Genomic DNA, 26,492 nt, shown 5'->3' with positions numbered 1-26,492 from the left:
TTTGTGTCACAGTGCCGCGTGTAATCTCCCGATACAAGGTAGAGCGGGAGATCTTCACCTGCTTTGCAATGTCAGTCTTTGACATACCGGTGGATAGGAGGGCAAAAATTTGTCCGCGCCGATATGGGTCTAGGTGTTTATATGAGCGCGTGGTTGTGGTAGAATGAGTATGGGACATGGCAGCACCTTCTGTTCTGTTTTTGTGGTGAAAACATTGTAACACATTGAGCGCTGCCTGTCCTTTTTTTCTGTCCCACTTCATTTTACCATGAACCCGTTGTATGAAGGACAAGGATCGAAGCGCGGTATCCTTGAAAAATCTGGTCTCGTGTGCTAGAATGACGTGATTACGGTACGGGAGGGATTTTTTTGTATGATAAAGTAGATACAAATTTGGATTTTGCCGCGCGCGAGAAAGCCGTTGTGGATTTTTGGCGCGAAAATCATATTGCACAGCAGGCGGTGGATCAGCGCGAGGGTGCGGAGACGTTCACGTTTTACGACGGCCCGCCGACGGCGAACGGCCGCCCGCACATCGGGCATGTGCTGACGCGCGTAATCAAGGACATGCTGCCGCGCTATCAGTCGATGAAGGGCAAGAAGGTTCTGCGCAAGGCAGGCTGGGACACGCACGGGCTGCCCGTGGAGCTCGAGGTCGAGAAGGCGATCGGCATCAACGGCAAGGAACAGATCGAAGAATACGGCATCGAGCCGTTCGTCAAGAAATGCCGCGAATCTGTCTGGACGTATAAGGCGATGTGGGAGGAGTTCTCCGACGTCGTCGGTTTTTGGGCGGATATGGAGCACCCCTACATCACCTACGAGAACAATTACATCGAGTCCGTGTGGTGGGCGCTCAGCGAAATCTATAAAAAAGGACTTCTTTATCAGGGACACAAGATCGTTCCGTACTGCCCGCGCTGCGGCACGCCGCTCTCCTCGCACGAGGTGGCACAGGGGTACAAAGATGTCACGGAGCGTTCGGCAATCGTCAAGTTCAAGGCTGCCGATGAGGATGCGTATTTCCTCGCATGGACGACGACACCGTGGACGCTGCCGTCGAATCTCGGGCTCTGCGTGAACCCCGAGGTGACCTATGTGAAGGTGCGTGTCTACGGCAAGGTCTACTACCTCGCCGAGGCGCTGATGGACAGCGTATTTGAAGGCTCGTGGGGCGACCGTGAGATCCTCGCGACGATGAAGGGCAAGGAGCTCGAGTACCGCAAGTACGTGCCGCTCTACGATTTTGTCTCCGCGGATGTACGCGATAAGGCATTCTTCGTCATTTGCGACGACTATGTGACGACCGAGGACGGCACGGGCATCGTCCATACGGCACCGGCATTCGGTGAGGACGATAACCGCGTGTGCAGCAAATACGGGATGCCGTTCGTGCAGTTCGTCAACGACAAGGGCGAGATGACGGCGGAGACAAAATGGGCGGGCGTCTTTGTGAAGGACGCCGATCCGCTGATCCTTGCCGATCTGGAGGAGAGCGGCAAGCTCTTTAAGGCGCCCGAGTTCACGCACAACTATCCGCATTGCTGGCGCTGTGACACGCCGCTGCTCTATTACGCGCGCGCTTCGTGGTTCATCAAGATGACGGCGGTGCGCGATGCACTCGTGAAGAACAACAACACGGTCAACTGGATTCCGAAATCCATCGGCGAGGGGCGCTTCGGCAACTGGATCGAGCATGTGCAGGACTGGGGCATCAGCCGCAACCGCTACTGGGGCACGCCGCTGAACATTTGGAAATGCGACTGCGGATGCGAGCGCTCGGTCGGATCGATCGCGGAACTCCGGAAACTTCAGCCGAACTGCCCGGAGGACATCGAGCTGCACCGTCCGTACATCGACGAGATCACCTTCCCGTGCGAAAAATGCGGCGCTGCGATGCACCGCGTCCCCGAGGTCATCGACTGTTGGTTCGATTCCGGGGCGATGCCCTTTGCACAGTGGCACTACCCGTTCGAGAACAAAGAAATCTTCGAGAAATACTTCCCCGCGGACTTCATCTCCGAGGCAGTCGATCAGACGCGCGGGTGGTTCTACTCGCTGATCGCGATCGGGACGCTGCTCTTTGACGAGAGTCCGTATCGGAACGTCATCGTGCTCGGGCATGTGCAGGATGAGAACGGACAGAAGATGTCGAAGTCCAAGGGCAACGCGGTAGAACCGATGGACGCGCTGCGACGTCACGGCGCGGATGCGATCCGCTGGTATTTCTACGAGAACAGTGCGCCGTGGCTGCCGAATCGGTTCTCCCACGAGGCGGTGCAGGAGGGCGCGCGCAAGTTCATGGGGACGCTGTGGAACACCTACGCGTTCTATGTGCTCTATGCGAACATCGACGAATTTGACCCGACACAGCATACGATCTCCTACGAAAAGCTCTGCGTGATGGATCGTTGGCTGCTCTCGCGCCTGAACACGATGGTGCGCGCGGTGGACGAATACCTCGGGAGCTATCGTGTGACCGAGGCGGCAAAGGCGCTCCAGTCCTTTGTCGAAGAGCTGTCGAACTGGTATGTCCGCCGCAGCCGCAGCCGCTTCTGGGCGAAGGGCATGGAGCAGGATAAGATCGACGCGTATATGACGCTCTACACGGCGCTCGTGACGACGGTGAAGGCGGCGGCGCCGATGATCCCGTTCCTCACGGAGAGCATCTACCGCAATCTCGTCTGCTCCGTGGACAAGACGGCGCCGATCTCCGTGCACCTGACGGATTTCCCACAGGTGAACGAGTCGTACATCGACACGGAGCTCGAGGACAATATGGAGATCGTGCTCGAGGTCGTCACACTCGGACGTGCGGCGCGCAATGCGGCGAACATCAAGAACCGTCAGCCCGTCGGCAATATGTTCGTGAAGGCGGAACACCGCCTGCCGGAGTTCTTCGTCGAGATCATCGAGGACGAGCTGAACGTAAAGGCGGTGACATTCCGCGACGATATGTCGGACTTCCTCGCGTACCATGTAAAGCCGAATTTCCACGTCCTAGGACCCAAGGTCGGCAAGCAGATGGGCGCGGTCAAGAAAGCGCTCGAGGAGAGTGACGGTGCGGCGGTCAAGGAAGCTCTCGCGGGCGGCGGCTCCTATACGCTCACGCTCGCGGACGGCGATGTGACGGTGACGAGCGAGGACGTCGAGGTGACGGTCGCACAGCAGGAGGGCTACAACTGCCAGAGCTATGGCGGCGTCACCGTCGCGCTCGAGACGACGCTCACGCCCGCGCTCATCGAAGAGGGCTTTGTGCGCGAGATCATCAGCAAGGTGCAGACGATGCGCAAGGAGTGTGGGCTCGAGGTGACGGATCATATCAATCTCGATCTTTCGGGCAATGCGAATCTCGAAGAGACCGCACGGAAGAACGAGGCGTTTATCCGCGAGATTACACTCGCAGACGCCGTTTCCTACGATGCGCCCGCGGGCACGAGCAAAGAGTGGAACATCAACGGAGAGAAATTGACGCTTTCCATCAAATAAGGAAAAAGACATTGGGAAAGTCGCCTGAATGAAGGACATCACTTCATTCAGGCGGCTTTTTCATATTGACATTATACGGTCATATCGTATAATGATAAAAAAGTCTATGAAGAGGAGGATGAACGCGATGGTTTGTTTTCATTACTTTGGGCACGCGGCGTTTCTGTTGGATGACGGCACGCATAGGATCCTTGTTGACCCATTCTTGACCGGGAACCCGACGGCGAGCGTTTCGGCGAACGACGTGGACTGCGATTATATCCTGCTCACTCACGCGCACGGGGATCATCTCGGCGATGCGCCGTCGATCGCGGCGCGCAAGGGCGCGGCGATCGTTGCGATCCCGGAGGTCATTGACGTCTGTCAGGCGCAGGCACTCGCCGAGCTGAAATCGTTCCCAATGAATCTTGGAGGCTCGATCACACTGCCGTTCGGCAAGGTGCGCATGACGGTCGCGCATCACAGCGCGGGTGTGCCCGGCGGCGTTGCGTGCGGCTTTGTTATCTACATCGGGGATAAGGTCGTTTACTACGCCGGCGATACGGCGCTGTTCAGCGACATGCAGCTCATCGGGCGCAAGGATACGATCGACTATGCGGTGCTGCCCATCGGCGACAACTATACGATGGGACTCGAGGACGCGGCACAGGCGGCGCAGTGGGTCAACGCGAGCCATGTGATCCCCATTCACTATAATACATGGCCGGTCATCGAGCAAGAAGTCCACCGCTACAAGGAGGTCACGGAGGCGATGACGCGCGCAGCAGTCTGTATCGTTGCCCCGGGCGAAACACTCGAGCTTTGAGCGCGGGAAAAAAGTCACCGCTCCTCGTTCTTCTAGGGCCTACGGCGGTGGGCAAGACGGAGCTCTCACTACATCTGGCAGAGCACCTCCGGACGGACATCATCTCGGGCGATTCGATGCTGCTCTACCGCGGCTTTGATATCGGCAGCGCAAAGCCGACGGCGGAGGAGCTTGCTGTAGTACCGCATCACCTCATCGATATTTTGGAGCCGGAGGAATCGTTCAGTGTGACGGATTTCGTCGCGCATGCCCGGCGACTGATTCCCCTGCATGAGGCAGCAGGGAAAATACCCTTCATCGTTGGTGGGACCGGACTTTATATCAAGGCGCTGATCGAGGGCTACGATTTCAACGCGACGCCGGGGAGTCAGCGGTTTCGTGCACGAATGCATCGTCTCGCTGCGTGCAGGGGGAATGTGTTCGTCCACGCGCTGCTCGCGCGGCGCGACCCGGAGACTGCCGCGCGTCTGCATCCAAACAATGTGCGGCGCGTGATCCGTGCGCTCGAGACATTTTATTGCGGTGGTGAGCGCATCTCGCAGGACAGCGCGCACCGCAAAGGCGAAACGGTTTACGATGCCTTTGTTATTGGACTCGTACGGGAACGTGCACATCTTTATGAGCGTATCAACGCACGCGTCGACGCGATGTTCGCGGCGGGACTCGTCGACGAGGTGCGGCGGCTCCTTGCAAGCGGTGTGGGGCGAGATACCCCTGCGATGAAGGGCATCGGCTACAAGGAGACGGCGGCGTATCTCACGGGCGAGATGCGTCTGGAAGAGACGATTGAACAGATCAAGACGGCAACGCGGCACTTTGCAAAGCGCCAAATGACATGGTACCGCAAAATGCCCTATATCCGCCGATATGATGCGGATACGCATACGGCGGCGGAACTCACGTGTCAGATTCTCGCCGATATAGAGACATGGCGGGAGAGCAAAGAAAGGGGATTTTTAGCATGACGGCAAAAATCATCAATTTACAGGACGGCTTCCTCAATCAAGTGCGAAAGGACAGCGTCCCCGTTATCATCCATTTGGTCAACGGTTTTCAGATCAAGGGCGTAGTCAAGGGGTTTGACAACTTCATCGTCATGGTTGACAGCATGGGGAAACAGCAGATGATTTATAAACATGCAATCTCCACCATCACACCGTCCGCAACTGTCAAGGTGCCGATCGAGTAGCCGAAAGAAGAAAGCACGATGCTGCCGCACCGAATGAGGCGATTCGGCGCGGCGGTTTTTCTTTAGAGAGGAAGCACAATGAGAACGCGAGGTTTTGAGGTTGTTACGCTCTATGAGAGCAGCGGCGTTCATCTTCCGGAGCGCAAGACGGGCGCGAGCACGGGCTATGACTTTGCCGCAGCGGAGTCGGTCGAGATTGCGCCGGGCGAGGGGAAGCTCGTGCCAACAGGGGTGAAGGCGTATATGCAGGAAAATGAGGTGCTGCTGGTCTATATCCGTTCGAGTGCGGCGTTTAAGAAGCACCTCATGCTGATGAACGGCGTCGGCGTGATTGATGCGGATTACTATGGGAATGCGGAGAACGAAGGTCATATCCTCATTCCAATCTTTAACTACGGTGCGGAGGCGGTGCGTATCGCGGCGGGCGAGCGCATCGCGCAGGGGATCTTTACAACCTATCTGACCGTAGACGGAGATCGCGCGGGAAGCGGCACTGCGCGGACGGGCGGTTTTGGCTCGACGGGGGCATAGAGTTTTGACAGGCGGCATCATCTCATTTATAATAGAAAAGATAAAATCACATAAATCGGTGGGGGGTGAACCGTGCGGTGAGCACCTCGGGAGTATTATATGAAACTATCGACAAAGGGGCGGTACAGCGTTACGGCGCTCTATGAACTTGCCCTGCATTATGGGGAGGGCGTTGTACCGATTAAGACAATTGCAAAATCGCAGGGGATATCGGAGAACTATCTCGAACAGCTTATGCTGCCGCTGCGGCGTGCGGGACTTGTAGAGAGCGTACGCGGTGCGCAGGGCGGCTATACGCTCTCCCGTCCGCCCGCAGAGGTGACCATTGGAGAGATCATCACGGCGGTGGAGGGACCTATCGCGCTCGTTGACTGCCTGCTCACCGATGTGGATGCAGGAGATCAGAGCTGCGTTCATGCGGGCGCATGTGCGACGCGCCAAATTTGGGAAGAAGTATGCGCAGCAATCAATTCCGTGCTGAATAATATTTCCCTTGCGCATCTCCTGCGCGGCGATCACGCGCATGTGGGGTGCAATCAATGAGTGAGCGGTTCGTCTATCTTGACCATGCGGCAACGACGCCGATTGATCCGCGTGTTTACGAGGCGATGCAGCCCTATCTCTCAGGCGTTTACGGAAACCCGTCGAGCCTGCATACGTTTGGTCAGCTTGCGCGGCGTGGTATCGATCGTGCACGGGAAAAGACAGCGGCGCTCATTGGGGCTCTGCCCGAAGAGATTTTCTTCACGAGCGGCGGCACGGAGAGCGACAACTGGGCGATTCGGGGGCTCGCGGAGGCGGGGCGCACTGCGGGGAAGGGGGCGCACATCGTTACCTCGTCCATTGAACATCATGCGGTGCTCGAGAGTTGCCGTGCGATGGAGCACCGCGGGTTTTCCGTTACCTATCTGCCGGTAGACACGGCGGGGCGCATCGATCCTGCGGATGTCTCGGCGGCGCTCCGGCAGGATACGGTACTCGTTTCGATCATGACGGCGAATAACGAGGTTGGGAGCATTCAGCCACTTGCAGAGATCGGGACGCTGCTCCGTGGACGCGGTATTCCATTCCATACGGATGCAGTGCAGGCGGTCGGGCATATCCCTCTCGATGTGAATGTGCTCGGCGTTGATGCACTCTCTCTCTCTGCGCATAAATTTTATGGCGCAAAGGGGGTCGGCGCACTGTATGTGCGGCGCGGTACAGCCATCGCGCCGCTTTTCTACGGCGGCGCCCAGGAGCGCGATATGCGCGCGGGGACAGAGAACATGGCGGGGATTGTCGCCTGCGGCAAAGCTGCGGAGATTGCATGTGCCGAGCAGACCGCGGAGGAGGAACGTCTTCGTGCCTATACTGAGCTCCTGCGCGAACGCATCGGAAGGATTCGGTCCACCTCGTTTCATGGAGATCGGGACAATCGGCTTGCCGGCGTCCTGAACTTCGGCATTGCGGGGATCGCACAGGACACGTTGCTCATTCGTCTTGATCTTGCAGGATTTGCCGTCTCGGCGGGGAGCGCGTGCAGCGCGGGTGCAGCGCAGGTATCGCATGTGCTGCGCGCAATGGGGTGTTCGGAGGATGTGGCACGCACCTGTATCCGCGTGAGCCTTGGACGCCACACTACGCGCGAGGATGTCCTTAGTTTTGCAGAGACACTTGCGGCGATTGCAGAAGAACTGCAGTGAAATATTTGTCTTTATAGGGTACTTCATGTATAATTAGTATCAACGACACGATAAACAGAGAGCAACACTGTTCCAGGAGGAGATCTCATGGTTGGCGACGTCCTGCGAAAAGAGCGCGAGAAACAAGGGATGACGATTGCGGACATCGAAAAGGGAACGAGTATCCGTGCGCTATACATCGAGTGTATCGAGCGGGGCAATATTGAAGGATTGCCCGGAATGGTCTATGCCAAGGGGTTTGTCCGCAACTATGCGAGTTTTCTGCGGCTCGATGCGGAGAAACTTATGCAGCAGTTTGCGGAGGAGCAGGGAACACCGATCGCACCGCCCCCACCCGCAGAGGAAAAGCCGCACCGCGTTACGCTCAGCAGCGTAGGCGACGAATCGCTTTCCAAAATATCGATCGGCGGCAACGGTTCGTCGTCCTATGCGGGGATCTTTGGGAAACTCGCTGTGGGAATCATCGTCCTCGTCGCCCTCGTTGGCGGAGGGGCGGCACTCGTCTCCTATATCAATACACCGGCGCGTGAGACGGCGCAGGTACCGTCCGAAAAAACTACTGTCGCCGCACCTGCGGCAGAGGCGGACGCGGTGGATGAGGCGCGCAGTGCCGCCGCACAGGATGTTCGTGTCAGCATACACCTCAGCGAGCGCTGCTGGACAGAGGTGCAGGTGGACGGAGAAACCGTCTATGAAGGGCTCCTAGAAGAAGGAGTGACTGAGAACTGGCAGGGCAAGGACAGTATTGTCGTGCGTGCGGGGAATGCGGGAGCAGTCGAGGTAACGGCGAACGGAAAGAAGCTTGGCAAGTTCGGCGCGGTCGGCGAGGTTGTCGAACGCCGCTTCACAAAGACGACGAAGGATCTGAAAGATACCGTAAGTATGCCCGCACCGCGTCCGTCCGCCGAGGCGGAGAAAACTCCGCAGCCCGTACGTTCGCCGAAGGACGCATCCAAGGACACAAAGAATATGCGGTAATATCGTGCATGAGGAAAGGTGGATCCGATGAAATGTCCTTTTTGCAAGCAGCCGGACAGCAGGGTCGTTGACTCCCGCGCCGCCGATGACGGGACGACGATTCGCCGCCGTCGCGAATGCCCTGAATGCGGGCGGCGATTTACCACCTACGAGGCGGTCGAGAAAATGCCGCTCATGGTGGTAAAGCGAGATAATCGCCGCGAGCCGTTCAGCCGCGACAAGCTGATGACGGGCATCATTCGTTCCTGTGATAAGCGGGACATCTCGATGGAGCAGATTACGAATTTTGTTGCCGAGATCGAACGTGACATCCGCAATCGTACGGAGCCGGAAGTTCCGTCCGAGAAGCTCGGCGAGATTGTGATGGAGCGGCTGAAGGATTTTGACGAGGTGGCATATATCCGCTTTGCCTCCGTCTATCGTAAATTTGACGATATTACGAATTTCATTGAGGAACTTGAAACACTGCGCGCGCACAAGGGGAAGGAGAAAGAGTAACGACGTGAAAGGAAGAGGCAGGGCGTGGATCAGCGATTGAAAAACGGCATTATCGCACGGCTCGCGCAGGAGCACGGGTATGTGAGAAGGCCGCCGGGCGGACGCACGCGCTTTGCTCTTGTCTATCCGAACACCTATTTTGTCGGCATGTCGAACCTCGGGCTGCATATCATCTATGATCTCCTCAATCGCCGCGGCGATACCGCGTGCGAGCGCGTCTTCCTGCCCGACCGCACGGAACTCCCGCGTTACGAGCGCACGCAGACGCCGATGATGAGCGTGGAGACGCAGACACCGCTTTCCTGTTTCGCCGTCATCGGCTTTGCCGTTTCCTTTGAGCCGGACTATTTTCACGTTGTCAAAATGCTTTCGCTCAGCCGTGTCCAAATACGTGCGGCGGAACGCGGCGACCGCGATCCTCTCGTTATTGCGGGCGGCCCCTGTGCGACATTCAACCCCGAGCCCCTTGCCGCCGTGGTCGACGCCTTCATCATCGGCGAGGGGGAGGAGACCGTCGGTGCTCTGATGGACGCCTATCATGAGGGGATGTGCGCGAGAGAGGATCGGGCGGCACTGTTGCTGCGGCTCGCACACGTTCCCGGTGTGTATGTGCCCGCGCTCTATACACCGTCCTTTGCACCTGGCGGGCGGATGACGGCACTTCTTCCCGCGGACGGCGTGCCGCCGCGTATCCGGCGGCAGTGGGTACGCGACCTCGACGCTTATCCGGCGCATACGATCATCGTCACCGACGATACGGAGTTCAATTTTTACCTCATTGAAACAGCCCGCGGCTGCGGGCGGCATTGCCGTTTTTGCATGGCGGGGTATTGTTTCCGCCGTCCGCGCAGCCGATCGCTCCCCGTGATCGAGGCGCAGGTGCGGGACGCCCTTTCCTATGGGAAAAAAATCGGTCTCATGGGCGCGGCGATTTCGGACTACCCGGAGATCGACGCGCTCTGCCGTTCCATCCTCGGGACGGGGCTGTCGATGTCTGTCGCCTCATTCCGTGCGGATTCGGTGACGCGTGAGCTCGTGGAATCCCTTGCTGCGAGTGGTCTGCGGACGCTCACGCTGGCTCCTGAGGCGGGCAGTGCGCGGATGCGCGCGGTCATCAACAAGGGGATCGAGGAACATCACCTCTTTACGGCGATTGATCTCGGTGCAGCGGCGCACATCCCGAATTTCAAGCTCTACATCATGGTCGGGCTTCCCTTTGAAGAGGATGCCGACATTGAGGCAATCATCGACCTCGCCGTGCGCCTGCGCGACTATATGGACGAGAAGGGCTGTAGGGGGACGCTGACGCTCAGTGTGAACCCCTTCGTGCCGAAGCCGTTCACGCCGTTCCAGTGGATGCCGATGGCGGATAAGAAGCGTCTCGACGCCGTTATGAAGCGGATCGTCACGGCGCTGCGCCGCCGCCCCCGCATCATCGTGCATTTCGAGTCGCCCAAGGAAGCGCTCGTACAGGCGATCCTTGCGCGCGGAGACCGCCGGCTCTCGGAGCCGCTGATCCGTGCCGCCGAGGGGCGCGGCGCAAAGGATCTCGTGCCGGAGATGAAAGCGGAGGGGCTTTCGCCGGACTTTTATCTGAATCCTGCATGGGCGGAGGACGACATCCTCCCGTGGGAACATCTCGATATGGGGTTTACGAAACATTATCTCAGACAGGAATATGTGCGGGCGCAGACGCTGAAATCGACGCCCTGTTGTACCGACGGGTGTACGCGGTGCGGTGTCTGCACGGGTGCGGAAAGGAAAATATCATGAGTTTTGTATTGCAGCGGATCGGCGATAATTTATGGAACGGGCGGCTGGACATCTTTCCCGAGGACAAAGTGGTACACGGCTTTTCGGCACGGCAGGGCGGGGTGAGCGCGGCGCCGTATGATACTCTGAACATGGCACTGCATGTCGGTGACGATCCTGCGGCCGTGTGGGAGAACCGCGTGCGCTATATGCGGGCGATGGGACTTGATGCGGAGCGCATCTGCTCGGTGCGGCAGGTGCATGGAACGGAGATTGTGCGCGTCATGCGCCGTGATGCGGGGCGCGGGGCGCATGACTATGCGGATGCGATGGCAGACGCCGACGCGCTTATCACGAATGACTGCGGCGTGCCGCTCATGCTTTGCTTTGCCGACTGTGTGCCCGTTCTGCTCTATGATCCTGTGCGGCATGCGGGTGCGGTGATCCACGCGGGGCGTGACGGCACACTGCATCATATTGCGGCAAAGACCGCTCATCGCATGACTGAGGAGTTCGGGACGAAGCCCCGGGATCTCCTCGCAGGAATTGGACCCTCGATCAGCGCCGCGTGCTATCCTGTCGGTGCAGCGGAGGCAGCAGAGTTTCGCGCATCGATGCCCGGTCATGAAGCGGAAATCCTCGCGGAGAAAGACGGCGAGATACACCTCGACCTGTGGGCGGCAAACCGGATCCAGCTTATCGGGGCGGGCATTCCGGAGGAACAGATCGACTGTGCCAATATATGTACGGCGTGTGAAGGAACTTGGTATTATTCCTACCGTGCTTCGGGCGGGACAACGGGAAGACTGGCGGCGGTGATGGAGCTGAAATGAGCGACGATATCATGATATGCGAGCGCCTGCGAGCCGTTCGCGCGGAGATCGCACAGGCGCGGGCACGGCGTACCCATGTGCCTGTCGAGGCTCCCGTAGAGCTGATTGCCGTCACGAAGAATCACCCTGTGGAAGCGATGCGTACCGCGATCGACAGTGGTGTGATGAACATCGGGGAGAATCGCATCCAAGAAGCGCTTGATAAGGCGGAGACACTTGAGCGTGAAGCGAAATGGCATCTCATCGGACATTTACAGACCAATAAGGCAAAACACGCCGTGCGACAGTTTGATCTCATTCATTCGGTTGATTCCGAGCATCTCGCCGCAGAAATCGATAAGGCGGCGGAAAAATTCGGCAAGGTGCAGAACATTCTCGTACAGGTCAATCTTGCACGCGAGGCGTCGAAGTCCGGCGTCTACCGTGAGGATTTAGATCCGCTGCTTCGGGCAGTCTCAGGGCTTCCTCATCTGCGCTTGCAGGGATTTATGTGCATTGCGCCGAATTATGACAATGAGGAGAAATGCCGTCCTCTGTTCAGGGAGATGTACGAACTGTTTCAAGAAGCAAAGGAAAAGGAACCCCCCAAGGCGGATATTCGCTACCTCTCGATGGGCATGACGCACGATTACACCGTTGCGGTCGAAGAGGGCGCAAATCTTGTGCGCGTCGGTACGGCGATCTTTGGCGCACGCCAATACAATACTTAGGAGTGTGACACAGCAGTGAGCATTATCAAGAAAATATCAAAAACCATAGGTATTACCGCCGAAGACGAGGCGGAGGAAACCGAGGGACAGGAAAAAGAGACGGAGAGGAAATCCTCCGGCGTGACGGACATCGGATCGCGTGCGCGGCGTCCGGAGACCGGTGCCAATCTTTCGGGCTTTCCCGATTTTTCATCATCGACGGGCGGTACGTCATCCGCCGCATCGATTGATAATGTGGTTGCGGCGTACCGTATGAACGTTGTCGTCATTGAGCCGCAGACGTTTGACGATGCACAGCAGGTAGCTGCAAACCTGCAAAAGAAAAAGCCTGTCGTGCTGAACTTCGAAAAGACGGAGAAGAGCGTTGCAAACCGCATCATCGATTTTATCAGCGGGACAACCTATGCACTCAACGGCGATATTAAGAAAATCAGCAACAATGTCATCCTCTGTGCGCCGAGCAACGTCAATGTCAGCTACTCTGAGGAAGAGCACCGGCTGACCGACGACATGTCGTGGCTGAATCGGTAAATATCATGTGTGACAATCTGCGCATTGGAATCATCGGCGGCGGGGCGATGGCGGAGGCAATCATCGCGGGAGTGACATCCTCCGGTGCGGTCGCCGCACCGCATATATTCGTTTCGGAGCATAAGGCGGTGCGCTGCGACATGCTTGGGCACACCTACGGCGTTCATGCAGAAGTCGGGGCAGAACATTTTCTGCCCCGTATTGATATGCTTATTCTCGCAGTGAAACCTGCGGCGGCAGCCGCTGCTGTGCGAGAGACTGCAGAGCATCTGCGCGTTGGGGCATGTGTGCTCTCCATTGTTGCAGGTCTGAAAATCGCTGTGCTTGAGGAAGCATACCCGGGACATCCCGTTGTGCGTGCGATGCCGAATACGCCGCTCGCAGCGGGTGCGGGGATGTCGGCATATGCGTGCGGATCTCTCGCAGGGGATCGTGCGCGCGAGCTTACCGCGCTGATCCTTGGTGCTGCGGGGCGGACAACGGAGGTGCATGAGGCGGATATGGATGCCGTGACCGGACTCTCCGGCAGCGGTCCCGCCTATGCGCTCCTCATGATGGAGGCTCTGATTGAGGGCGGGGTCGCCGCAGGGCTGCGCCGTGATACGGCGACGCTGCTGACGGCACAGACCGTTCTCGGGGCAGCGGAGATGGTTCTGCGCGGAAAAATGTCACCTGCCGACCTGCGCGCAGCGGTGACAAGTCCCGCGGGAACAACTGCGGCGGGGCTTCGGGAATTGGAGCGTGGGAGTGTGCGCGCTGCATTCATGGAAGCGGTTCTTGCCGCAGCGCAGCGCGCAAGAGAATTGGGGAGGAATTAATGGCTTCGGCACAGAGGGAACGCATTCTGCGCTTTTATCGCGGGGGTGAGGGGGAAGAAACGGCAATGCGCCTGCTTGACCTTGCGGAAAACGTGATGAAAACGCAAAAATTTCGCATCACTCCCTTTCTCGATCCCTACGGGCAGGAGATCGCAGAGACCGTTCGCGCGAGCTATGACGGACTGCGGCTCGATTTTGACGGCGGATACGCGGGAGCGGAGCGGCAGCGCGCGATGCTCCTGCACGAGGATTTTGCAGGGACACCGGGCGGCTGTGAGATCGTCTGCGTCACTGCGGCGTGGAACGGGCAGTTCGCGCATTTAACGCATCGCGATGTGCTCGGCGCGCTGATGGGACTCGGCATCGACCGCGGCGGCGTGGGAGATATTCTTCTCGCCGGGGATACGGCGAAGATCCTCTGTGATACGAAAATGGCGCATTTTATCATGGAAGAGCTCACGATGATCGGCGCCGTGCGTGTCACGACCGCCCTCGGCGACCTCGCGGACATCGCACCGCGCGAAGAGCGGACGAAGGAGATCCGCGCGACTGTCGCGTCCCTGCGTCTCGACGCCATCGCTGCGGCGGGCTTTGGCATCTCGCGCAGCCGTGCGGCGGATGACATCGCGGCGGACAAGGTGAAACTCAACTGGCAGAGCGCAGGCAGCGCCTCGAAGAACATCAAACAGGGCGATGTGCTCTCCATGCGCGGACGCGGCAGACTAGAGGTCACGGAGGTGCGCGGGCAGACCAAGAAGGGACGCATCTCCGTCGTTCTGCATCGTTATTTCTAAGGGAAGGGCAGGGACGCATCGTGCTGACACCGAAGGACATTCAGGCGAAAGAATTTGGGAAGAGCTTCCGCGGCTTTGATGAGGCGGAGGTCAACGACTTCCTCAATGAGATCATCAAGGACTATACGGCGCTGCTCGAGGATAACGAAACGCTCCGGGCGGAGCTTGCGCGCGCGCAGAAGAGCAACGAAGAGTTTCACCGCATCGAACAGGGGATGCGCGATACGCTTATGGCGGCGCAAAAGACGGCGGAGGAAGTGACTGCGAACGCGAAGGAAACTGCAGATCAAATCCTTGAGAGTGCCGCGAAGAAAGCGCAGAACCTCTGTCGGGAGGCGGAAATCCGTTCCAAGGCACAGCTTGAGGAAGCCGCCGATAAGGTACGAGGCATCGTCGGCGAATACGAACGTCTTGTGCAGGAAAAGCATGCCTTTCTGCGTCGTATGAAGAGCAGCGTGCAGGAAGAATTGAAGCGGATTGACGAGGAGATTGCCGGCATGCCGGATATGACGGATTCCACAGGAACGCCGCAGCCTGTGGAAGCTCCCTCCAAAGAATAGGAAGGAAAACAAAACGAATGAGCGGACGATCGAAAGCCGCATTTCTTTTTTTTATCATTATGCTTGCCGACCAACTTGTAAAATTCTATGTGGAGACAGCGATGCTGCCGGGAGAAAGCATCCCCGTTGCGGCGGGAATCTTTCACATTACCTACGTGCTGAACCCGGGGGCTGCGTTCGGCATCTTCGCGCACAGCCGATCGCTCTTCCTCGGCGTTGCGGCGGCATTTTTCGTCGTGTTCCTTGGGTTCTATCCGCGGCTGCGGCGCAGTGGTACGCTCATTCACTATGGGAGTGTTGCTCTCGCGGCGGGGGCGGTGAGCAATATGATCGACCGTGTGCGTACGGGGCATGTCGTGGATTTCTTTGACTTCCGTGTGTGGCCTGTGTTCAACATTGCCGACATCGCCATTGTGATCGGTACCGCTGCCGTGCTGTGGGCATTATTTGTGCAGAATAAGGAGCTGCCGCGATGAACCGATATATTGCGGACTGTGCGGGAGAACGTCTGGATGTTTTTCTTGCGCGCCAAATGGAGGAATGCTCGCGCAGCTATGTGCAGCGCCTCATCACGGACGGTAATGTCCGTGTGGATGGTGCGCCGGTCAAACCGAATTATAAGCTGCGCAGCGGGGAGGAAATCTGCTGCACCGTGCCGCCCGCCGAGGAGGTTGTGATCGCAGCGGAGGATATCCCGCTCGATGTTCTCTATGAGGACGAGGACATTATTGTAATCAATAAGGCACGCGGGATGGTCGTTCATCCTGCCGCGGGCAATCTCACGGGGACGCTCGTCAACGCGCTTCTCTTCCGCTGTCGCGATCTCTCCGGCATCAACGGAGAGCTGCGCCCCGGCATCGTGCACCGGCTCGACAAGGATACCTCCGGCGTCATGGTTGCCGCGAAAAACGATATGGCACATCATTTTCTCGCGCAGCAGATACGGAGCAAAGACGCGCGGCGCGAATACCGCGCCCTCGTGCACGGAAACATCGCCGAACGCGCGGGCGTTGTCACGGGCGATATCGGGCGGCACCCGACCGACCGAAAGCGCATGGCAATCGTCCGCAGCGGCGGTAAATCCGCGACCACGCATTTCGAAGTGCTCGAACGATTCGGTGACTATACGTTCGTCAGCTGCGTACTCGAGACGGGGCGGACGCATCAGATTCGCGTTCATATGACGAGCATCGGACATCCGCTCGTCGGCGATGCGAAGTACACGGCGATGAAAAATCCCTTTGGAATACATGGACAGGCGCTGCACTCACATATCCTCACCCTGGCGCATCCGCGCACGGGCACGCAGATGAGGTTCACCGCGCCGCTTCCCGCCGATATGGAGGATATCCTGCACCGTCTGCGCGCAGGCAGATAAGGAGAGAAGCATGACCGCATTCAAAGAAAAAGCCGTTCTCATGGATGCTGACGGCATTCGTCGCGCCCTCCTGCGCATCTCTCATGAGATCGTCGAGAAGAACAAGGGGACGGAGCATCTTGTGCTCGTCGGCATCCGCACGCGCGGCGTCTTTATCGCGGAGCGTATCGCGACTGAGATTGCACGCATCGAGGGCATCGCTCCCCCGCGCGGCGTACTTGACATCACGCTCTACCGCGATGACCTTAACGAGCTTTCCTATCAGCCGCTTGTGCGCCCGACGGAGATGCCGCAGGGCATCACGGGCAAGACGGTTGTGCTCGTCGACGATGTACTCTATACCGGGCGCACAATCCGCGCTGCGATGAATGCACTCCTCGACATCGGACGTCCGAAGAGCATTCAACTCGCCGTCCTCATCGACCGGGGGCACCGCGAGCTGCCCATCCGTGCCGACTATGTCGGAAAAAATGTGCCGACGGCGGCGCACGAGGATGTTTCCGTTCAATTATATGACACCGATGCGGAGGAAAAAGTCGTCATTCGCGAATGCATATGAAGAACATCCGCATCACGGTATCTATATCATCCTGCAGCGTGCCGCGCAGCATGCCAGCGGGAGCGGCATCCATCCGCCGGATACGCTCAGAACAGGACATTTGCACCGAGGTTAATATCCTAGTGCAAGTGTCCTTTCTTTTTATCCCTTGACGGCAGTTTTACAATAGGGTTATAATCGAAATGGAAAGACGAATGAAATCTCATCGGCAACTTCCCAAGCAGACGGTATTGGGAGATACGGAGCAATCGTATGATTTTTTTTGGCGACCCACAAAAGTCAATGCTGGATGATGAACAGTCTGCACCGGACGAACTTGAGGCAGGCGAAATCGAAGAGGCGGACGAGCCGGAAAGCGAGATGCCCGAAAACAGCATCTACGAAGGCTATACGGATGAGGAATTACTTGTCCATATCCGTACGCACGAGGGCAACGAGGCACTTGATTACCTCGTCAATAAGTACCGGAATTTCGTGCGCTCAAAAGCGCGTTCCTACTTCCTCATCGGTGCAGATCGTGAGGACATCGTGCAGGAGGGCATGATCGGCTTCTTTAAGGCGATTCGCGATTTTCGCGAGGATAAGCTCTCCTCGTTCCGCGCGTTCGCCGAGCTGTGCGTTACGCGGCAGATCATTACGGCGATCAAGACGGCGACGCGGCAAAAGCATATCCCGCTGAACTCCTATGTCTCGCTCAATAAGCCCATCTATGACGAGGATTCCGACCGCACACTGCTCGATGTCCTTTCGGGCGCGCGCATCAGCGATCCGGAGGAACTGGTCATCAGCCGCGAGGAGTTTGTCGATATCGAAAAAAAGATGGAGGAGATCCTCAGCGATCTCGAATGGCGTGTCCTCATGAGTTATCTCGACGGAAAATCCTATCAGGAGATCGCCGTCGATCTCCATCGTCAAGTGAAGTCCATCGACAACGCGCTCCAGCGCGTCAAGCGAAAACTCGAGAAATATATGGAGTCGCGCGGCGAGGAACTGGACATCGGCACAGTTTACCGCGGACTGACGACGATCAACCGTACGGTGGGAGTACCCTGAGGAGGTCTTGTTATGTGGAAGAAAGCTCTGTTCGGCGTATGTGCCGTCCTTCTATGCGCACTGTTCATCACTGTGCCGCACGCATATGCTGCGGATCAGACCACCGGTGCTGAGACGCCGAAGCGCATTGAGCTCGTGCTCGTCATTGATAAGAGCGGCTCCATGGGCGGACTCGAGTCCGATACCATCGGCGGCTTTAACAGTATGGTCGAAAAACAACGTGCACTCCACATTCCCGTCCGTGTGACGGCAGTCCTCTTCAACGACGAGGTGCAGACACTCTATGATCGAAAGGCGATTTGGCGTGTTCCGCCGCTGACTGACCATGACTATGTGACAGGCGGGACAACGGCGCTGCTCGACGCCGTTGGCACGACGATCCGGCGCATGGAGCGTGCGGACGGCATCACTGCGCCGGGGACAAAGGTTGTCTTCGTCATCATCACCGACGGACTTGAGAATGCAAGCACGGAGTTCACACGGGCGGCGGTCAAACGTATGATTTCCGATAAACAGGAAAAGGACGGCTGGTCGTTCATCTATCTCGGTGCGAACATCGACGCCGCAGAAGAGGCGGGCGCCATCGGCGTCGATCGGGAGAATGCCGTGACGTACAGCAATACGCACACGGGTGTCCGTGCCAACTATGACGCCGTCAGCGCCTACGTCAAGGAAGCCGCCGAAGAATCCGGCACAGAGCGCGGCGCATGGAAGCGGCATGTCGAGCAGGATACGGCGAAATAAGCGCATATCTGATTGACAATAAGTAAAAAACGGTGTATTCTATCAAGCGTAGTTATGAATCCATAATTAAATACGAGGAGACAGGTGCGGCGCCTGCGGGCGCACGCTTAATAGGGAAGCCGGAAGAGCCGGCGCGGTCCCGCCGCCGTGAGGGGAGCGAATCTGCATAATGTCACTGAGAGATGCCAAGATCTCTTGGGAAGGCGCAGAGGAGCGATGAACCGAGCCGGAAGAACTGCCTGTCTGACAGTCACCGTGTGCTTTGGCACAGACCCGCGAGCGATGGGAAGGGGACTCTCACGGATTCTTTGTATGGAATCGGAGGGCTTTCTCGTTATGGCGGGGGAAGCCTTTTTATATTTCTGTTGGGAGGAATTATGATGAAGAGTTGGAAGAAAATGCTGGTCGCTTCGCTTGCATGCTCCGCGATGTTTGGGGTTGCTTATACTCCGGCTGAGGCGGCGTATGAGCTGAACCCGGAGGTCAAGACAGCGACGCCTGCACTGATGGAGGCTGCGCAGATCGGCGTTCTGAAGTATGAAAACCCGCAGATGATGAATTACACGAACAAGGATGCCATCGTTGTGGCGAGCTTTGGTACGACGTTCAAAGACACGCGGGAGAAGACCATCGAGGCAACGGTGGACGCTATTCGGGCGGCTCATCCGGGCGTAAAGGTCGTCACGGCATTCACCTCCCATATCATCATTGACCGCATCGCGAAGAACGAGGGCAAGAAGTATCCGACCCCCGAAGAGGCGCTCGCACAGCTCAAAGCAGACGGCTACTCCCGTGTGGCTCTTGTCTCGCTCGACGTCATTCCGGGTATGGAGTATTCTTATCTGACGGCCGTATTCCATAACTACAAGGAACAGTTCAAGAAGATGACCTGCGGTACGTCTCTTATGTACTGGCAGGGACAGGAAGACCAGTCTGATGACGTAACCGAAGCGATTAAGGCGCTCGCCACGCAGTTCCCTGACCGCGGCAAGCACGATGCACTGCTCATCATGGCACACGGAACGCCGCAGCCGTCGAATGCGTATTACTCCGTCATTCAGGCAAAGATTGATGAGATGCAGTATAATAACGTGTTTGTTTACACGGTAGAGGGCTGGCCCAGCCTTGAAACGGTTATTCCAAAGCTCAAGAAAGCCGGCATCAAGAACGTTACGCTCATGCCGATGATGATGGTTGCAGGCGATCATGCCAACAACGATATGGCGGGCGACGATAAGGATTCGCATAAGTCTGTTTTGGAAGCCGCAGGGTTTAAGGTATCCACCTATCTGCATGGTATTGGTGAGAACGCAGCGATCCGCGATCTCTATGTCCATCGTGCAAATGATGCGTGGGATGCGCTTGAAAAATAAGATAAGTATCTAAGTATATAGAGATAAAATCGGGCTGCTGCACAGTGCGTGCGGCGGCTCTTTTTTGCTGCGCTCTTCATTTTTCGCGCCCACCCTGCTATAATAAAGTATCTATCGTATACAAAGGAGTTTACGGATGAAACTTTCAATCGTCGGCACAGGGATGATCGCGCGCGAGGCTCTCGTCGCACTGCGTGCCGTGCAGGGCATCGAGGTCGTGTGCATCTGCGCGCGTCCGCACAGCAGAGAAAAAGCTGCGGAGCTCGCGCGTGAGTTTGGTATCGCGCAGGTCATGACGGACTATGAAGAAATGCTCCGGTCACATATAGCGAATTTTGTCTATCTCGGCATCGTCAACAGCGCGCATTTTGACTATGCGCGGCGCGCCGTCGAGTCGGGCTGGCATGTGATCGTCGAGAAACCGTTTACGTCAACGCTCGCCGAGGCGGAAGAGCTGATCGCGCTCGCGCGTGCGGGGCGCCGCTTCGTTTTCGAGGCGGTTACGCCGCTGTTCCTGCCGAACTACGAGGGGCTCCTCAAGGCGCTGCCGCATCTCGGGCTTGTCCGTGCAGTACAGGCAAATTTCTCCCAGTATTCGAGCCGCTATGACCGCTATCTCGCGCGGGACGTCGCGCCCGCGTTCGATCCTGCATGTTCGGGCGGCGCACTCTATGATCTCAATGTATATAATTTGGAACTCATTATCTCTATGTTTGGTCGTCCGCAGAGCGCTGCCTATACTGCAAATATCGGCTTTAACGGCATCGATACCTCGGGGGTTATGACGCTGCGATATGACGGGTTTTTCGCGACGCTCACGGCGGCGAAGGACAGCGCGAGTCCGTCCTTTTTCATGGTACAGGGTGAGGCGGGGTGGCTGCGTGCCGACGGGACGCCGAACGAACTCGCCTCCTATACGGTATGCCTGCGCGGCGCCGCGCCTGAGACGCATACGCTGAACCGACACGCACACCGCATGACGCACGAGTTCGAGGCATTCCGCAGTATCTACGCGCGGGACGAATATACACGCGTGGAGGAGGGACTGCGCACAACGCGCGAGGTCATGGCAGTGATGGAGAAGGCACGCCATTTGGCGGGCATCCAGTTCCGCGCGGACTAGTGCGTCATGAGCGATATGATGATCGAGATGGAGGATCTCGTTAAAAAATTTCCCCATACGAACGAAGCACAGGAAAAATCGTGGAAGACTGCCGTCGCAGGCATCTCTCTCTCGGTCGGCGCGGGCGAGGTGTTCGGACTGCTAGGGCCAAACGGCGCGGGCAAGACGACCATCATCCGGATGCTCACGATGCAGACGCGCCCGACGAGCGGGCGCATTCGTATCGGCGGGCGAAATCCGGAGACGGACGCGCAGGCGATCAAGGAGTGCATCGGCGTTGTGCCGCAGCATGTGAATTTTGACCAGGAGCTGAGCGTTTGGCAGAATCTGGAGCTGCACGCGCGTCTCCATCACATCGGGGCGGCGGAGCGGACGGCGCGCATCGAGCGGCTGCTCGCCGAGATGTCCCTGACGGAGGTGCGCAACGACGGGGTGCGCCGTCTCTCGGGCGGGATGAGCCGTCGCCTGCTCATCGCACGCGCGCTGATCCACGAGCCGCAGGTACTCTTCCTCGACGAGCCGACGGTCGCGCTCGACCCGCAGATTCGCCGCCGCATTTGGGACTTCGTGCGCGAGCTCGCGCGGCGCGGGGTGACGGTGTTCCTGACGACGCATTACATCGAGGAGGCGGAAGCGCTCTGCGACCGTGTCGCCATCATCAATAAGGGACTGCTCGTCGATCTGCGGACGCCGCGCGATTTCTGCGCGCACCTCGGCGATTTTGCGGTCGAGTGGGACGCGGAGGACGGGCGCGCTTACCGGTTTTTCCACACGCGCGAGGAGGCGCGCGCGCATGTGCGTCTCCTCGAGGAGCGGATGCGGCGTGTGCTCCTGCGCCCAACGAATCTCGAGGACGTGTTCATCGAGCTGACGGGGCGAAAGGAGGGGCTTTGATGTGCGGCGATATTTGGACGGTGTTTTGGCGGGACTGGATTGTCCTGCGGCGTCGCCTTGTGAAATATGTGCTGAGCCGGATGGTCTCGCCGTTCATGTTCCTCATCGCGTTTGGGTGGGGACTCGGACGGAGCATCGACGTCGGGAGCGGTTCGTATCTCGACTTTCTCGTGCCGGGGCTGCTCGCGATGAACTCTATGAACGTCAGCTTTAACGGCATCATCTCGGTGCACGCGGAGCGCATGTACCATCGGAGCCTTGAGGAGTATCTCATCGCCCCGATCCGCCCCGATGCGTTCGTCATCGGCAAGGTTGCGGGGGCGGTGCTGCGCGGGATGATCTCTTCGGTCATCATCATCGCGCTCAGCTGTCTCTTCGGCGCGCATTTTGCCGTCACGCCGCTCTTTGTGCTCGTCCTCATCATGAACTGCATGATCTTCGCCGAGGTCGGCTTCCTCGCGGCGATGTATATCACGACCTATGAGGAAATGGGGCAGGTCAACCTCTACATCCTCATGCCGATGTCCTTTCTCTGCGGGACGTTCTTCTCGACGGGCGCGCTGCCGGACATCGTGCGGTGGCTTGTCGAGATCCTGCCGCTGACGCATACGAGTCATCTCCTGCGCTCGCTCGGCGGGACGGGCGAGTTCTCCGCGCTGTCGCTTGCGGTGGTCGCGGCATATGCCCTCTTTGGGCTGTGGCTCGGCACATGGAAATTTCGGCGTCTCACGGACTAAACTCTAGTAAGGAATACCCATGCAACGCTTTTTTCATCAGAGAGGTGCGGCGGCGGGCTGCGCGAATTTTTGCTGCACCAAAATCGAAGACTTCGGCGTCTCGTTCGGGACGTTTGAAGTCTTTTCGCATGTCAATCTGCATATCCACTGCGGCGAGCTGACGGCGGTCATCGGTCCCAACGGCGCGGGCAAGAGCACACTCCTGCGCGCCGTTCTCGGCGAGGTGCCGCACACGGGGACGCTGCGTTTCGTCGACGCGGACGATCGGCGGGCGGGGAAACCCGTCATCGGCTATGTGCCGCAGTACCTGCGGTTCGATGTCAGCGCGCCGACGAGCGTCATGGATCTCTTCATGGCGTGCCTGACGCAGCGTCCCGTCTGGCTGTGCGGGGCGGGACGCTGCCGCGTGCGCGCGGAGAAGAGTCTCGCCCGCGTCCGGGCGGCGCACCTCATCGACCGGCGCCTCGGCGCACTCTCAGGCGGGGAGCTCCAGCGCGTGCTCCTCGCGCTCGCGCTTGATCCCATGCCGAACCTGCTTCTGCTCGACGAGCCGGTCTCGGGCGTCGATCGGAGCGGGCTGATGCTCTTTTACGACATCGTTGCGGAGCTGCGCGCGCAGGAGGATCTCGCCATCCTCCTCATCTCGCATGATCTCGGCATGGTCGCGCGCCATGCGGATCGGGTTGTGTTGATGAACCGAGGGATTGCGGCACTGGGGACGCCCGCGGAGGTCTTTGCTGACCCGGAGATGGAGCAGATCTTCGGTATTCTGCCGGATGTGCGGCATCTCTGCGCCGCGCGGGAGGAGGGAGCGGCATGGAACTGATCTATCATGCGATGGAGACGGCGCTCCCGTTCTCGTGGATTTCCTATACATTCATGAAAAATGCGCTACTCGCGGTGCTCCTCATGACGCCGCTCTTTGGGCTGCTCAGCACGATGGTCGTCTCGAGCCGCATGGCGTTCTTCTCGGACTCGCTCGGACACGGTGCGTTCACGGGTATCGCCGTCGGCACCATCGTCGGGATCGTCTCACCGCTCGCCGCGCTCGTGATTTTTTCCACGGCGTTTGCACTCCTCATCACCTACATTAAGCGGCGCACGGCGGCGTCGGCGGACACCGTTATCGGTGTCTTTTCCTCCAGCGCGATTGCCGTCGGGCTGATGCTGATGAGCAGGGGCGGGGGATTTTCGAAATATTCGCCGTTCCTCATCGGGGACATCCTCAGCATCACACCCGCCGATCTAGCGGGCTTGCTTGTCGTGGACGTGCTCGTCGTCTGCGGCTGGGCGCTGCTCTTTAACCGGCTGCTGCTCCTCTCCGTGAACCCGTCTTTTGCGCGCAGCAGGGGCGTTTCCGTCTTTACCGTCGAGGCGGCGTTCGCCGTCCTGCTCGCCGTCGTCGTCGCCGTCAGCATCCAGTGGGTCGGCATCCTCATCATCAACGCGCTCCTCGTCCTGCCGGGCGCAGCGGCTCGTAACCTCGCCCGGAATGTAAAGGAGTACCATGTCCTCTCCGTCTCCGCCGCGCTCGTCTCCGGGCTCGCAGGACTGTTCTTTGCCTATACGCTCGGCATCGCCGCGGGCGCGTCCATCGTGGCAACCGCATCAATCTTATTTTTCCTCTCGCTCGCCGTGCGCGTACGGTATCGGCGGTGACGGGCGTCAATACTCTGTTTTTTTTAAGAATTTTGTGCTAAAATACCAAACAAATAAGAGATCGAAAAGGAGGAAGTTCCTATGAACATCACGATCGGCAGCGATCATGGCGCAGTGGAGCTCAAAGACGAGGTTAAGATGGTGCTCCGTGAGTTCGACGGCGTACACGTAAAGGATGTAGGGACGTTCGGCAGGGACGCGGTGGACTACCCGGACATCGCGCGCGAGGTCTGCGCAGACGTCACGAGCGGGCGCGCCGACCGCGGCATCCTGCTCTGCGGCACGGGCGTCGGCATCTCGATCGCGGCGAATAAGATCGACGGCATCCGCGCCGCGCTCTGCGGCGATGTCTACACGGCGATGATGTCGCGGCGGCACAACGATGCGAACGTGCTCGTCCTCGGCGGGCGCGTGCTCGGCTTTGGCCCGGCGGGCGAGATTGTGCGCGCGTGGATGCGCACGGAGTTCGAGGGCGGGCGCCACATGCGGCGCATCGAGAAGATAATGGCACTGGAGAATAAAGAAGCGTAAGGAGAATTTTGCATGAGCATGATGGACAGTCTCGCACAGGCGGACGCGCAGGCATTTGAGGCAATCGAAAAGGAGCTGAACCGTCAGCGGACGAAGCTCGAGCTGATCGCCTCGGAGAACATCGTCAGCCGCGCGGTCATGGAGGCGCAGGGGAGCGTTCTCACGAACAAATATGCCGAGGGCTACCCCGGCAAGCGCTACTATGGCGGCTGCGAATACGTTGATATCGTGGAACAGCTTGCGATCGACCGCGCGAAGGAGCTGTTCGGCGCCGCGTGGGCGAACGTCCAGCCGCATTCTGGGGCACAGGCGAACATGGCGGTGTTCTTTGCACTTCTCTCGCCGGGCGATACTATTCTCGGCATGAACCTCACGGACGGTGGGCATCTGACACATGGCAGCCCCGTCAACATCTCCGGCTCGTATTTCAAGGTCATCCCCTACGGCGTCGATAAGGAAACCGAGCGCATCGACTATGCGGCGCTCGAACGTCTCGCCGAAGAGCACCGTCCGAAGATGATCATCGCGGGCGCGTCCGCCTACGCGCGCATCATCGACTTTGAGCGCATCGGTGCGATTGCAAAGAAGGTCGGCGCGTATTTCATGGTCGACATGGCGCACATCGCGGGACTTGTTGCCGCAGGAGAGCATCCGAGCCCTGTCCCCCATGCGGACATCGTGACCACGACCACACACAAGACGCTGCGCGGACCTCGCGGCGGCATGATCCTCGGGCGCGATGAGGCGCTCGGCGCGAAGATCAATAAGGCGGTATTCCCCGGCATTCAGGGAGGTCCCCTGATGCACGTCATCGCGGCAAAGGCAGTCGCGCTCGGCGAAGCTCTGCAGCCCTCGTTCAAGGAATACGGCGCACAGGTCGTAAAGAACGCCGCCGCACTCGCGGACGAACTCATGCAGCGTGGTTACCGCATCGTCTCGGGCGGCACGGATACACACGTCATGCTCGTCGATCTCACGAGCAAGGACATCACGGGCAAGGAAGCGCAGAATCTCCTCGATGAGGTCAATATCACGGCGAACCGCAATACCATTCCGTTTGAGCCGCGCAGTCCGTTCGTCACGAGCGGTATCCGTCTCGGCTCGCCCGCGCTCACCACGCGCGGATTCAAAGAGGAAGATATGCGCGAAGTGGCGCGCATCATTGCACATGTGCTGGATGCGCCGGCAGACGAGAGCCGCCGCGCCGAAGCACGCGCGCGCGTCGACGCCCTTTGCAAAAAATACCCGCTGTATAAATAAAATGCCGG

The 26,492-nt window shown here is 58.5% G+C and carries 30 protein-coding genes and 1 riboswitch; of the genes, 29 read left to right on the top strand and 1 reads right to left on the bottom strand.

All coding sequences use genetic code 11. The features are described from left to right. A partial coding sequence (locus HMPREF1147_RS12420; RefSeq protein WP_369791745.1) for a helix-turn-helix domain-containing protein occupies positions 1-178 on the bottom strand: 178 nt, incomplete at its 3' end. A gap of 191 nt (positions 179-369) precedes the next feature. Here HMPREF1147_RS12420 and ileS point away from each other — a divergent pair. From ileS to glyA, 29 genes are all read left to right on the top strand, one after another. Then, on the top strand, positions 370-3,489 hold the full coding sequence (ileS, locus tag HMPREF1147_RS07150; protein WP_009658233.1) for an isoleucine--tRNA ligase: 3,120 nt from the start codon (positions 370-372) through the stop codon (positions 3,487-3,489). Between the two features lie 127 nt (positions 3,490-3,616). Then, on the top strand, positions 3,617-4,294 hold the full coding sequence (locus HMPREF1147_RS07145; protein ID WP_009658229.1) for a metal-dependent hydrolase: 678 nt from the start codon (positions 3,617-3,619) through the stop codon (positions 4,292-4,294). After that, positions 4,291-5,259, top strand: a complete 969-nt coding sequence (gene miaA, locus HMPREF1147_RS07140) for a tRNA (adenosine(37)-N6)-dimethylallyltransferase MiaA (RefSeq protein ID WP_037351279.1) — start codon at positions 4,291-4,293, stop codon at positions 5,257-5,259. The genes HMPREF1147_RS07145 and miaA overlap by 4 nt, the downstream gene beginning before the upstream one ends. Next, positions 5,256-5,483, top strand: a complete 228-nt coding sequence (gene hfq / locus HMPREF1147_RS07135) for an RNA chaperone Hfq (protein ID WP_009350513.1) — start codon at positions 5,256-5,258, stop codon at positions 5,481-5,483. The genes miaA and hfq overlap by 4 nt, the downstream gene beginning before the upstream one ends. Positions 5,484-5,561: 78 nt before the next feature. Further along, positions 5,562-6,014, top strand: coding sequence for a deoxyuridine 5'-triphosphate nucleotidohydrolase (locus HMPREF1147_RS07130; protein WP_009350514.1), 453 nt, complete (start codon positions 5,562-5,564; stop codon positions 6,012-6,014). A gap of 99 nt (positions 6,015-6,113) precedes the next feature. Further along, positions 6,114-6,557, top strand: a complete 444-nt coding sequence (locus HMPREF1147_RS07125; RefSeq protein ID WP_009350515.1) for an Rrf2 family transcriptional regulator — start codon at positions 6,114-6,116, stop codon at positions 6,555-6,557. Further along, on the top strand, positions 6,554-7,699 hold the full coding sequence (locus HMPREF1147_RS07120) for a cysteine desulfurase family protein (RefSeq protein ID WP_009658206.1): 1,146 nt from the start codon (positions 6,554-6,556) through the stop codon (positions 7,697-7,699). The genes HMPREF1147_RS07125 and HMPREF1147_RS07120 overlap by 4 nt, the downstream gene beginning before the upstream one ends. An 87-nt stretch (positions 7,700-7,786) precedes the next feature. Further along, entirely contained in the window at positions 7,787-8,677 is an 891-nt protein-coding gene (locus tag HMPREF1147_RS07115; RefSeq protein ID WP_009658276.1) for a helix-turn-helix domain-containing protein, read from the top strand. Between the two features lie 27 nt (positions 8,678-8,704). Beyond that, positions 8,705-9,175 (top strand): transcriptional regulator NrdR, encoded by a 471-nt coding sequence (gene nrdR / locus HMPREF1147_RS07110; protein ID WP_009350518.1) that lies wholly within the window; start codon positions 8,705-8,707, stop codon positions 9,173-9,175. A gap of 24 nt (positions 9,176-9,199) precedes the next feature. Next, the gene (locus HMPREF1147_RS07105; protein ID WP_009438880.1) at positions 9,200-10,948 is read left to right on the top strand and encodes a radical SAM protein; all 1,749 of its coding nucleotides are present in this window, start codon (positions 9,200-9,202) and stop codon (positions 10,946-10,948) included. Further along, entirely contained in the window at positions 10,945-11,760 is an 816-nt protein-coding gene (gene pgeF, locus HMPREF1147_RS07100; protein ID WP_009350520.1) for a peptidoglycan editing factor PgeF, read from the top strand. Before HMPREF1147_RS07105 ends, pgeF begins: the two co-directional genes overlap by 4 nt. Next, positions 11,757-12,470 (top strand): YggS family pyridoxal phosphate-dependent enzyme, encoded by a 714-nt coding sequence (locus HMPREF1147_RS07095; RefSeq protein WP_009438695.1) that lies wholly within the window; start codon positions 11,757-11,759, stop codon positions 12,468-12,470. Before pgeF ends, HMPREF1147_RS07095 begins: the two co-directional genes overlap by 4 nt. A 15-nt stretch (positions 12,471-12,485) precedes the next feature. Then, a complete protein-coding gene (locus HMPREF1147_RS07090; RefSeq protein WP_009658253.1) occupies positions 12,486-13,001 on the top strand; it encodes a cell division protein SepF in 516 nt (171 codons plus the stop codon). Between the two features lie 5 nt (positions 13,002-13,006). Then, the gene (proC, locus tag HMPREF1147_RS07085) at positions 13,007-13,819 is read left to right on the top strand and encodes a pyrroline-5-carboxylate reductase (RefSeq protein WP_009438831.1); all 813 of its coding nucleotides are present in this window, start codon (positions 13,007-13,009) and stop codon (positions 13,817-13,819) included. Then, on the top strand, positions 13,819-14,613 hold the full coding sequence (locus HMPREF1147_RS07080) for an RNA-binding protein (protein WP_009658207.1): 795 nt from the start codon (positions 13,819-13,821) through the stop codon (positions 14,611-14,613). Before proC ends, HMPREF1147_RS07080 begins: the two co-directional genes overlap by 1 nt. A gap of 20 nt (positions 14,614-14,633) precedes the next feature. Continuing rightward, positions 14,634-15,173 (top strand): DivIVA domain-containing protein, encoded by a 540-nt coding sequence (locus HMPREF1147_RS07075; RefSeq protein ID WP_009658252.1) that lies wholly within the window; start codon positions 14,634-14,636, stop codon positions 15,171-15,173. Positions 15,174-15,190: 17 nt separating this feature from the next. Continuing rightward, a complete protein-coding gene (gene lspA / locus HMPREF1147_RS07070) occupies positions 15,191-15,649 on the top strand; it encodes a signal peptidase II (RefSeq protein WP_009658230.1) in 459 nt (152 codons plus the stop codon). Continuing rightward, positions 15,646-16,551, top strand: a complete 906-nt coding sequence (locus HMPREF1147_RS07065; RefSeq protein WP_009658255.1) for an RluA family pseudouridine synthase — start codon at positions 15,646-15,648, stop codon at positions 16,549-16,551. The genes lspA and HMPREF1147_RS07065 overlap by 4 nt, the downstream gene beginning before the upstream one ends. 10 nt (positions 16,552-16,561) lie before the next feature. Beyond that, positions 16,562-17,110 (top strand): bifunctional pyr operon transcriptional regulator/uracil phosphoribosyltransferase PyrR, encoded by a 549-nt coding sequence (gene pyrR, locus HMPREF1147_RS07060; RefSeq protein WP_009350528.1) that lies wholly within the window; start codon positions 16,562-16,564, stop codon positions 17,108-17,110. A gap of 252 nt (positions 17,111-17,362) precedes the next feature. Continuing rightward, a complete protein-coding gene (gene sigH / locus HMPREF1147_RS07055) occupies positions 17,363-18,163 on the top strand; it encodes an RNA polymerase sporulation sigma factor SigH (protein ID WP_009350529.1) in 801 nt (266 codons plus the stop codon). A gap of 12 nt (positions 18,164-18,175) precedes the next feature. Then, positions 18,176-18,907 (top strand): vWA domain-containing protein, encoded by a 732-nt coding sequence (locus HMPREF1147_RS07050; RefSeq protein ID WP_009658280.1) that lies wholly within the window; start codon positions 18,176-18,178, stop codon positions 18,905-18,907. Positions 18,908-18,972: 65 nt separating this feature from the next. Further along, a riboswitch (cobalamin riboswitch) is annotated at positions 18,973-19,165 on the top strand. Positions 19,166-19,287: 122 nt separating this feature from the next. Then, on the top strand, positions 19,288-20,280 hold the full coding sequence (locus tag HMPREF1147_RS07045; RefSeq protein WP_026761942.1) for a sirohydrochlorin cobaltochelatase: 993 nt from the start codon (positions 19,288-19,290) through the stop codon (positions 20,278-20,280). A gap of 136 nt (positions 20,281-20,416) precedes the next feature. Beyond that, positions 20,417-21,403 carry a Gfo/Idh/MocA family protein gene (locus tag HMPREF1147_RS07040; RefSeq protein ID WP_009438701.1) on the top strand — a complete coding sequence of 329 codons (987 nt, stop codon included), beginning with the start codon at positions 20,417-20,419 and terminating at the stop codon, positions 21,401-21,403. A gap of 6 nt (positions 21,404-21,409) precedes the next feature. After that, complete coding sequence (locus tag HMPREF1147_RS07035) at positions 21,410-22,297, top strand: ABC transporter ATP-binding protein (protein WP_198002983.1); 888 nt, start codon at positions 21,410-21,412, stop codon at positions 22,295-22,297. Further along, positions 22,297-23,034, top strand: coding sequence for an ABC transporter permease (locus HMPREF1147_RS07030; protein WP_009658256.1), 738 nt, complete (start codon positions 22,297-22,299; stop codon positions 23,032-23,034). The genes HMPREF1147_RS07035 and HMPREF1147_RS07030 overlap by 1 nt, the downstream gene beginning before the upstream one ends. Before the next feature lie 19 nt (positions 23,035-23,053). After that, on the top strand, positions 23,054-23,860 hold the full coding sequence (locus HMPREF1147_RS07025) for a metal ABC transporter ATP-binding protein (RefSeq protein ID WP_009438917.1): 807 nt from the start codon (positions 23,054-23,056) through the stop codon (positions 23,858-23,860). Then, positions 23,851-24,693 (top strand): metal ABC transporter permease, encoded by an 843-nt coding sequence (locus HMPREF1147_RS07020; protein WP_009438634.1) that lies wholly within the window; start codon positions 23,851-23,853, stop codon positions 24,691-24,693. Before HMPREF1147_RS07025 ends, HMPREF1147_RS07020 begins: the two co-directional genes overlap by 10 nt. 81 nt (positions 24,694-24,774) lie before the next feature. Next, positions 24,775-25,224 (top strand): ribose 5-phosphate isomerase B, encoded by a 450-nt coding sequence (gene rpiB, locus HMPREF1147_RS07015; protein ID WP_009350538.1) that lies wholly within the window; start codon positions 24,775-24,777, stop codon positions 25,222-25,224. 12 nt (positions 25,225-25,236) lie between these two features. Continuing rightward, positions 25,237-26,484, top strand: a complete 1,248-nt coding sequence (glyA, locus tag HMPREF1147_RS07010) for a serine hydroxymethyltransferase (RefSeq protein ID WP_009658278.1) — start codon at positions 25,237-25,239, stop codon at positions 26,482-26,484. Positions 26,485-26,492 lie beyond the last annotated feature (8 nt).

The organism is Selenomonas sp. FOBRC9 (genome assembly GCF_000287655.1).
Classification (GTDB): Bacteria; Bacillota; Negativicutes; order Selenomonadales; family Selenomonadaceae; genus Centipeda; species Centipeda artemidis.
The sequence above is the reverse complement of the archived record's forward strand: the minus strand, read 5'-3'. Positions and strand labels throughout refer to the sequence as shown.

What these genes read in the sequence shown, in the direction of transcription:
- glyA (WP_009658278.1), top strand. Translation starts at nt 25,237, where the DNA reads ATGAGCATGATGGACAGTCTCGCACAGGCGGACGCGCAGGCATTTGAG.
- pgeF (WP_009350520.1), top strand. Translation starts at nt 10,945, where the DNA reads ATGAGTTTTGTATTGCAGCGGATCGGCGATAATTTATGGAACGGGCGG.
- pyrR (WP_009350528.1), top strand. Translation starts at nt 16,562, where the DNA reads ATGACCGCATTCAAAGAAAAAGCCGTTCTCATGGATGCTGACGGCATT.
- HMPREF1147_RS07020 (WP_009438634.1), top strand. Translation starts at nt 23,851, where the DNA reads ATGGAACTGATCTATCATGCGATGGAGACGGCGCTCCCGTTCTCGTGG.
- HMPREF1147_RS07030 (WP_009658256.1), top strand. Translation starts at nt 22,297, where the DNA reads ATGTGCGGCGATATTTGGACGGTGTTTTGGCGGGACTGGATTGTCCTG.
- HMPREF1147_RS07115 (WP_009658276.1), top strand. Translation starts at nt 7,787, where the DNA reads ATGGTTGGCGACGTCCTGCGAAAAGAGCGCGAGAAACAAGGGATGACG.
- HMPREF1147_RS07050 (WP_009658280.1), top strand. Translation starts at nt 18,176, where the DNA reads ATGTGGAAGAAAGCTCTGTTCGGCGTATGTGCCGTCCTTCTATGCGCA.
- sigH (WP_009350529.1), top strand. Translation starts at nt 17,363, where the DNA reads ATGATTTTTTTTGGCGACCCACAAAAGTCAATGCTGGATGATGAACAG.
- HMPREF1147_RS07025 (WP_009438917.1), top strand. Translation starts at nt 23,054, where the DNA reads ATGCAACGCTTTTTTCATCAGAGAGGTGCGGCGGCGGGCTGCGCGAAT.
- lspA (WP_009658230.1), top strand. Translation starts at nt 15,191, where the DNA reads ATGAGCGGACGATCGAAAGCCGCATTTCTTTTTTTTATCATTATGCTT.
- HMPREF1147_RS07040 (WP_009438701.1), top strand. Translation starts at nt 20,417, where the DNA reads ATGAAACTTTCAATCGTCGGCACAGGGATGATCGCGCGCGAGGCTCTC.
- HMPREF1147_RS07095 (WP_009438695.1), top strand. Translation starts at nt 11,757, where the DNA reads ATGAGCGACGATATCATGATATGCGAGCGCCTGCGAGCCGTTCGCGCG.
- nrdR (WP_009350518.1), top strand. Translation starts at nt 8,705, where the DNA reads ATGAAATGTCCTTTTTGCAAGCAGCCGGACAGCAGGGTCGTTGACTCC.
- HMPREF1147_RS07080 (WP_009658207.1), top strand. Translation starts at nt 13,819, where the DNA reads ATGGCTTCGGCACAGAGGGAACGCATTCTGCGCTTTTATCGCGGGGGT.
- HMPREF1147_RS07145 (WP_009658229.1), top strand. Translation starts at nt 3,617, where the DNA reads ATGGTTTGTTTTCATTACTTTGGGCACGCGGCGTTTCTGTTGGATGAC.
- HMPREF1147_RS07035 (WP_198002983.1), top strand. Translation starts at nt 21,410, where the DNA reads ATGAGCGATATGATGATCGAGATGGAGGATCTCGTTAAAAAATTTCCC.
- HMPREF1147_RS07045 (WP_026761942.1), top strand. Translation starts at nt 19,288, where the DNA reads ATGAAGAGTTGGAAGAAAATGCTGGTCGCTTCGCTTGCATGCTCCGCG.
- hfq (WP_009350513.1), top strand. Translation starts at nt 5,256, where the DNA reads ATGACGGCAAAAATCATCAATTTACAGGACGGCTTCCTCAATCAAGTG.
- HMPREF1147_RS07125 (WP_009350515.1), top strand. Translation starts at nt 6,114, where the DNA reads ATGAAACTATCGACAAAGGGGCGGTACAGCGTTACGGCGCTCTATGAA.
- HMPREF1147_RS07065 (WP_009658255.1), top strand. Translation starts at nt 15,646, where the DNA reads ATGAACCGATATATTGCGGACTGTGCGGGAGAACGTCTGGATGTTTTT.
- proC (WP_009438831.1), top strand. Translation starts at nt 13,007, where the DNA reads ATGTGTGACAATCTGCGCATTGGAATCATCGGCGGCGGGGCGATGGCG.
- rpiB (WP_009350538.1), top strand. Translation starts at nt 24,775, where the DNA reads ATGAACATCACGATCGGCAGCGATCATGGCGCAGTGGAGCTCAAAGAC.
- HMPREF1147_RS07120 (WP_009658206.1), top strand. Translation starts at nt 6,554, where the DNA reads ATGAGTGAGCGGTTCGTCTATCTTGACCATGCGGCAACGACGCCGATT.
- HMPREF1147_RS07130 (WP_009350514.1), top strand. Translation starts at nt 5,562, where the DNA reads ATGAGAACGCGAGGTTTTGAGGTTGTTACGCTCTATGAGAGCAGCGGC.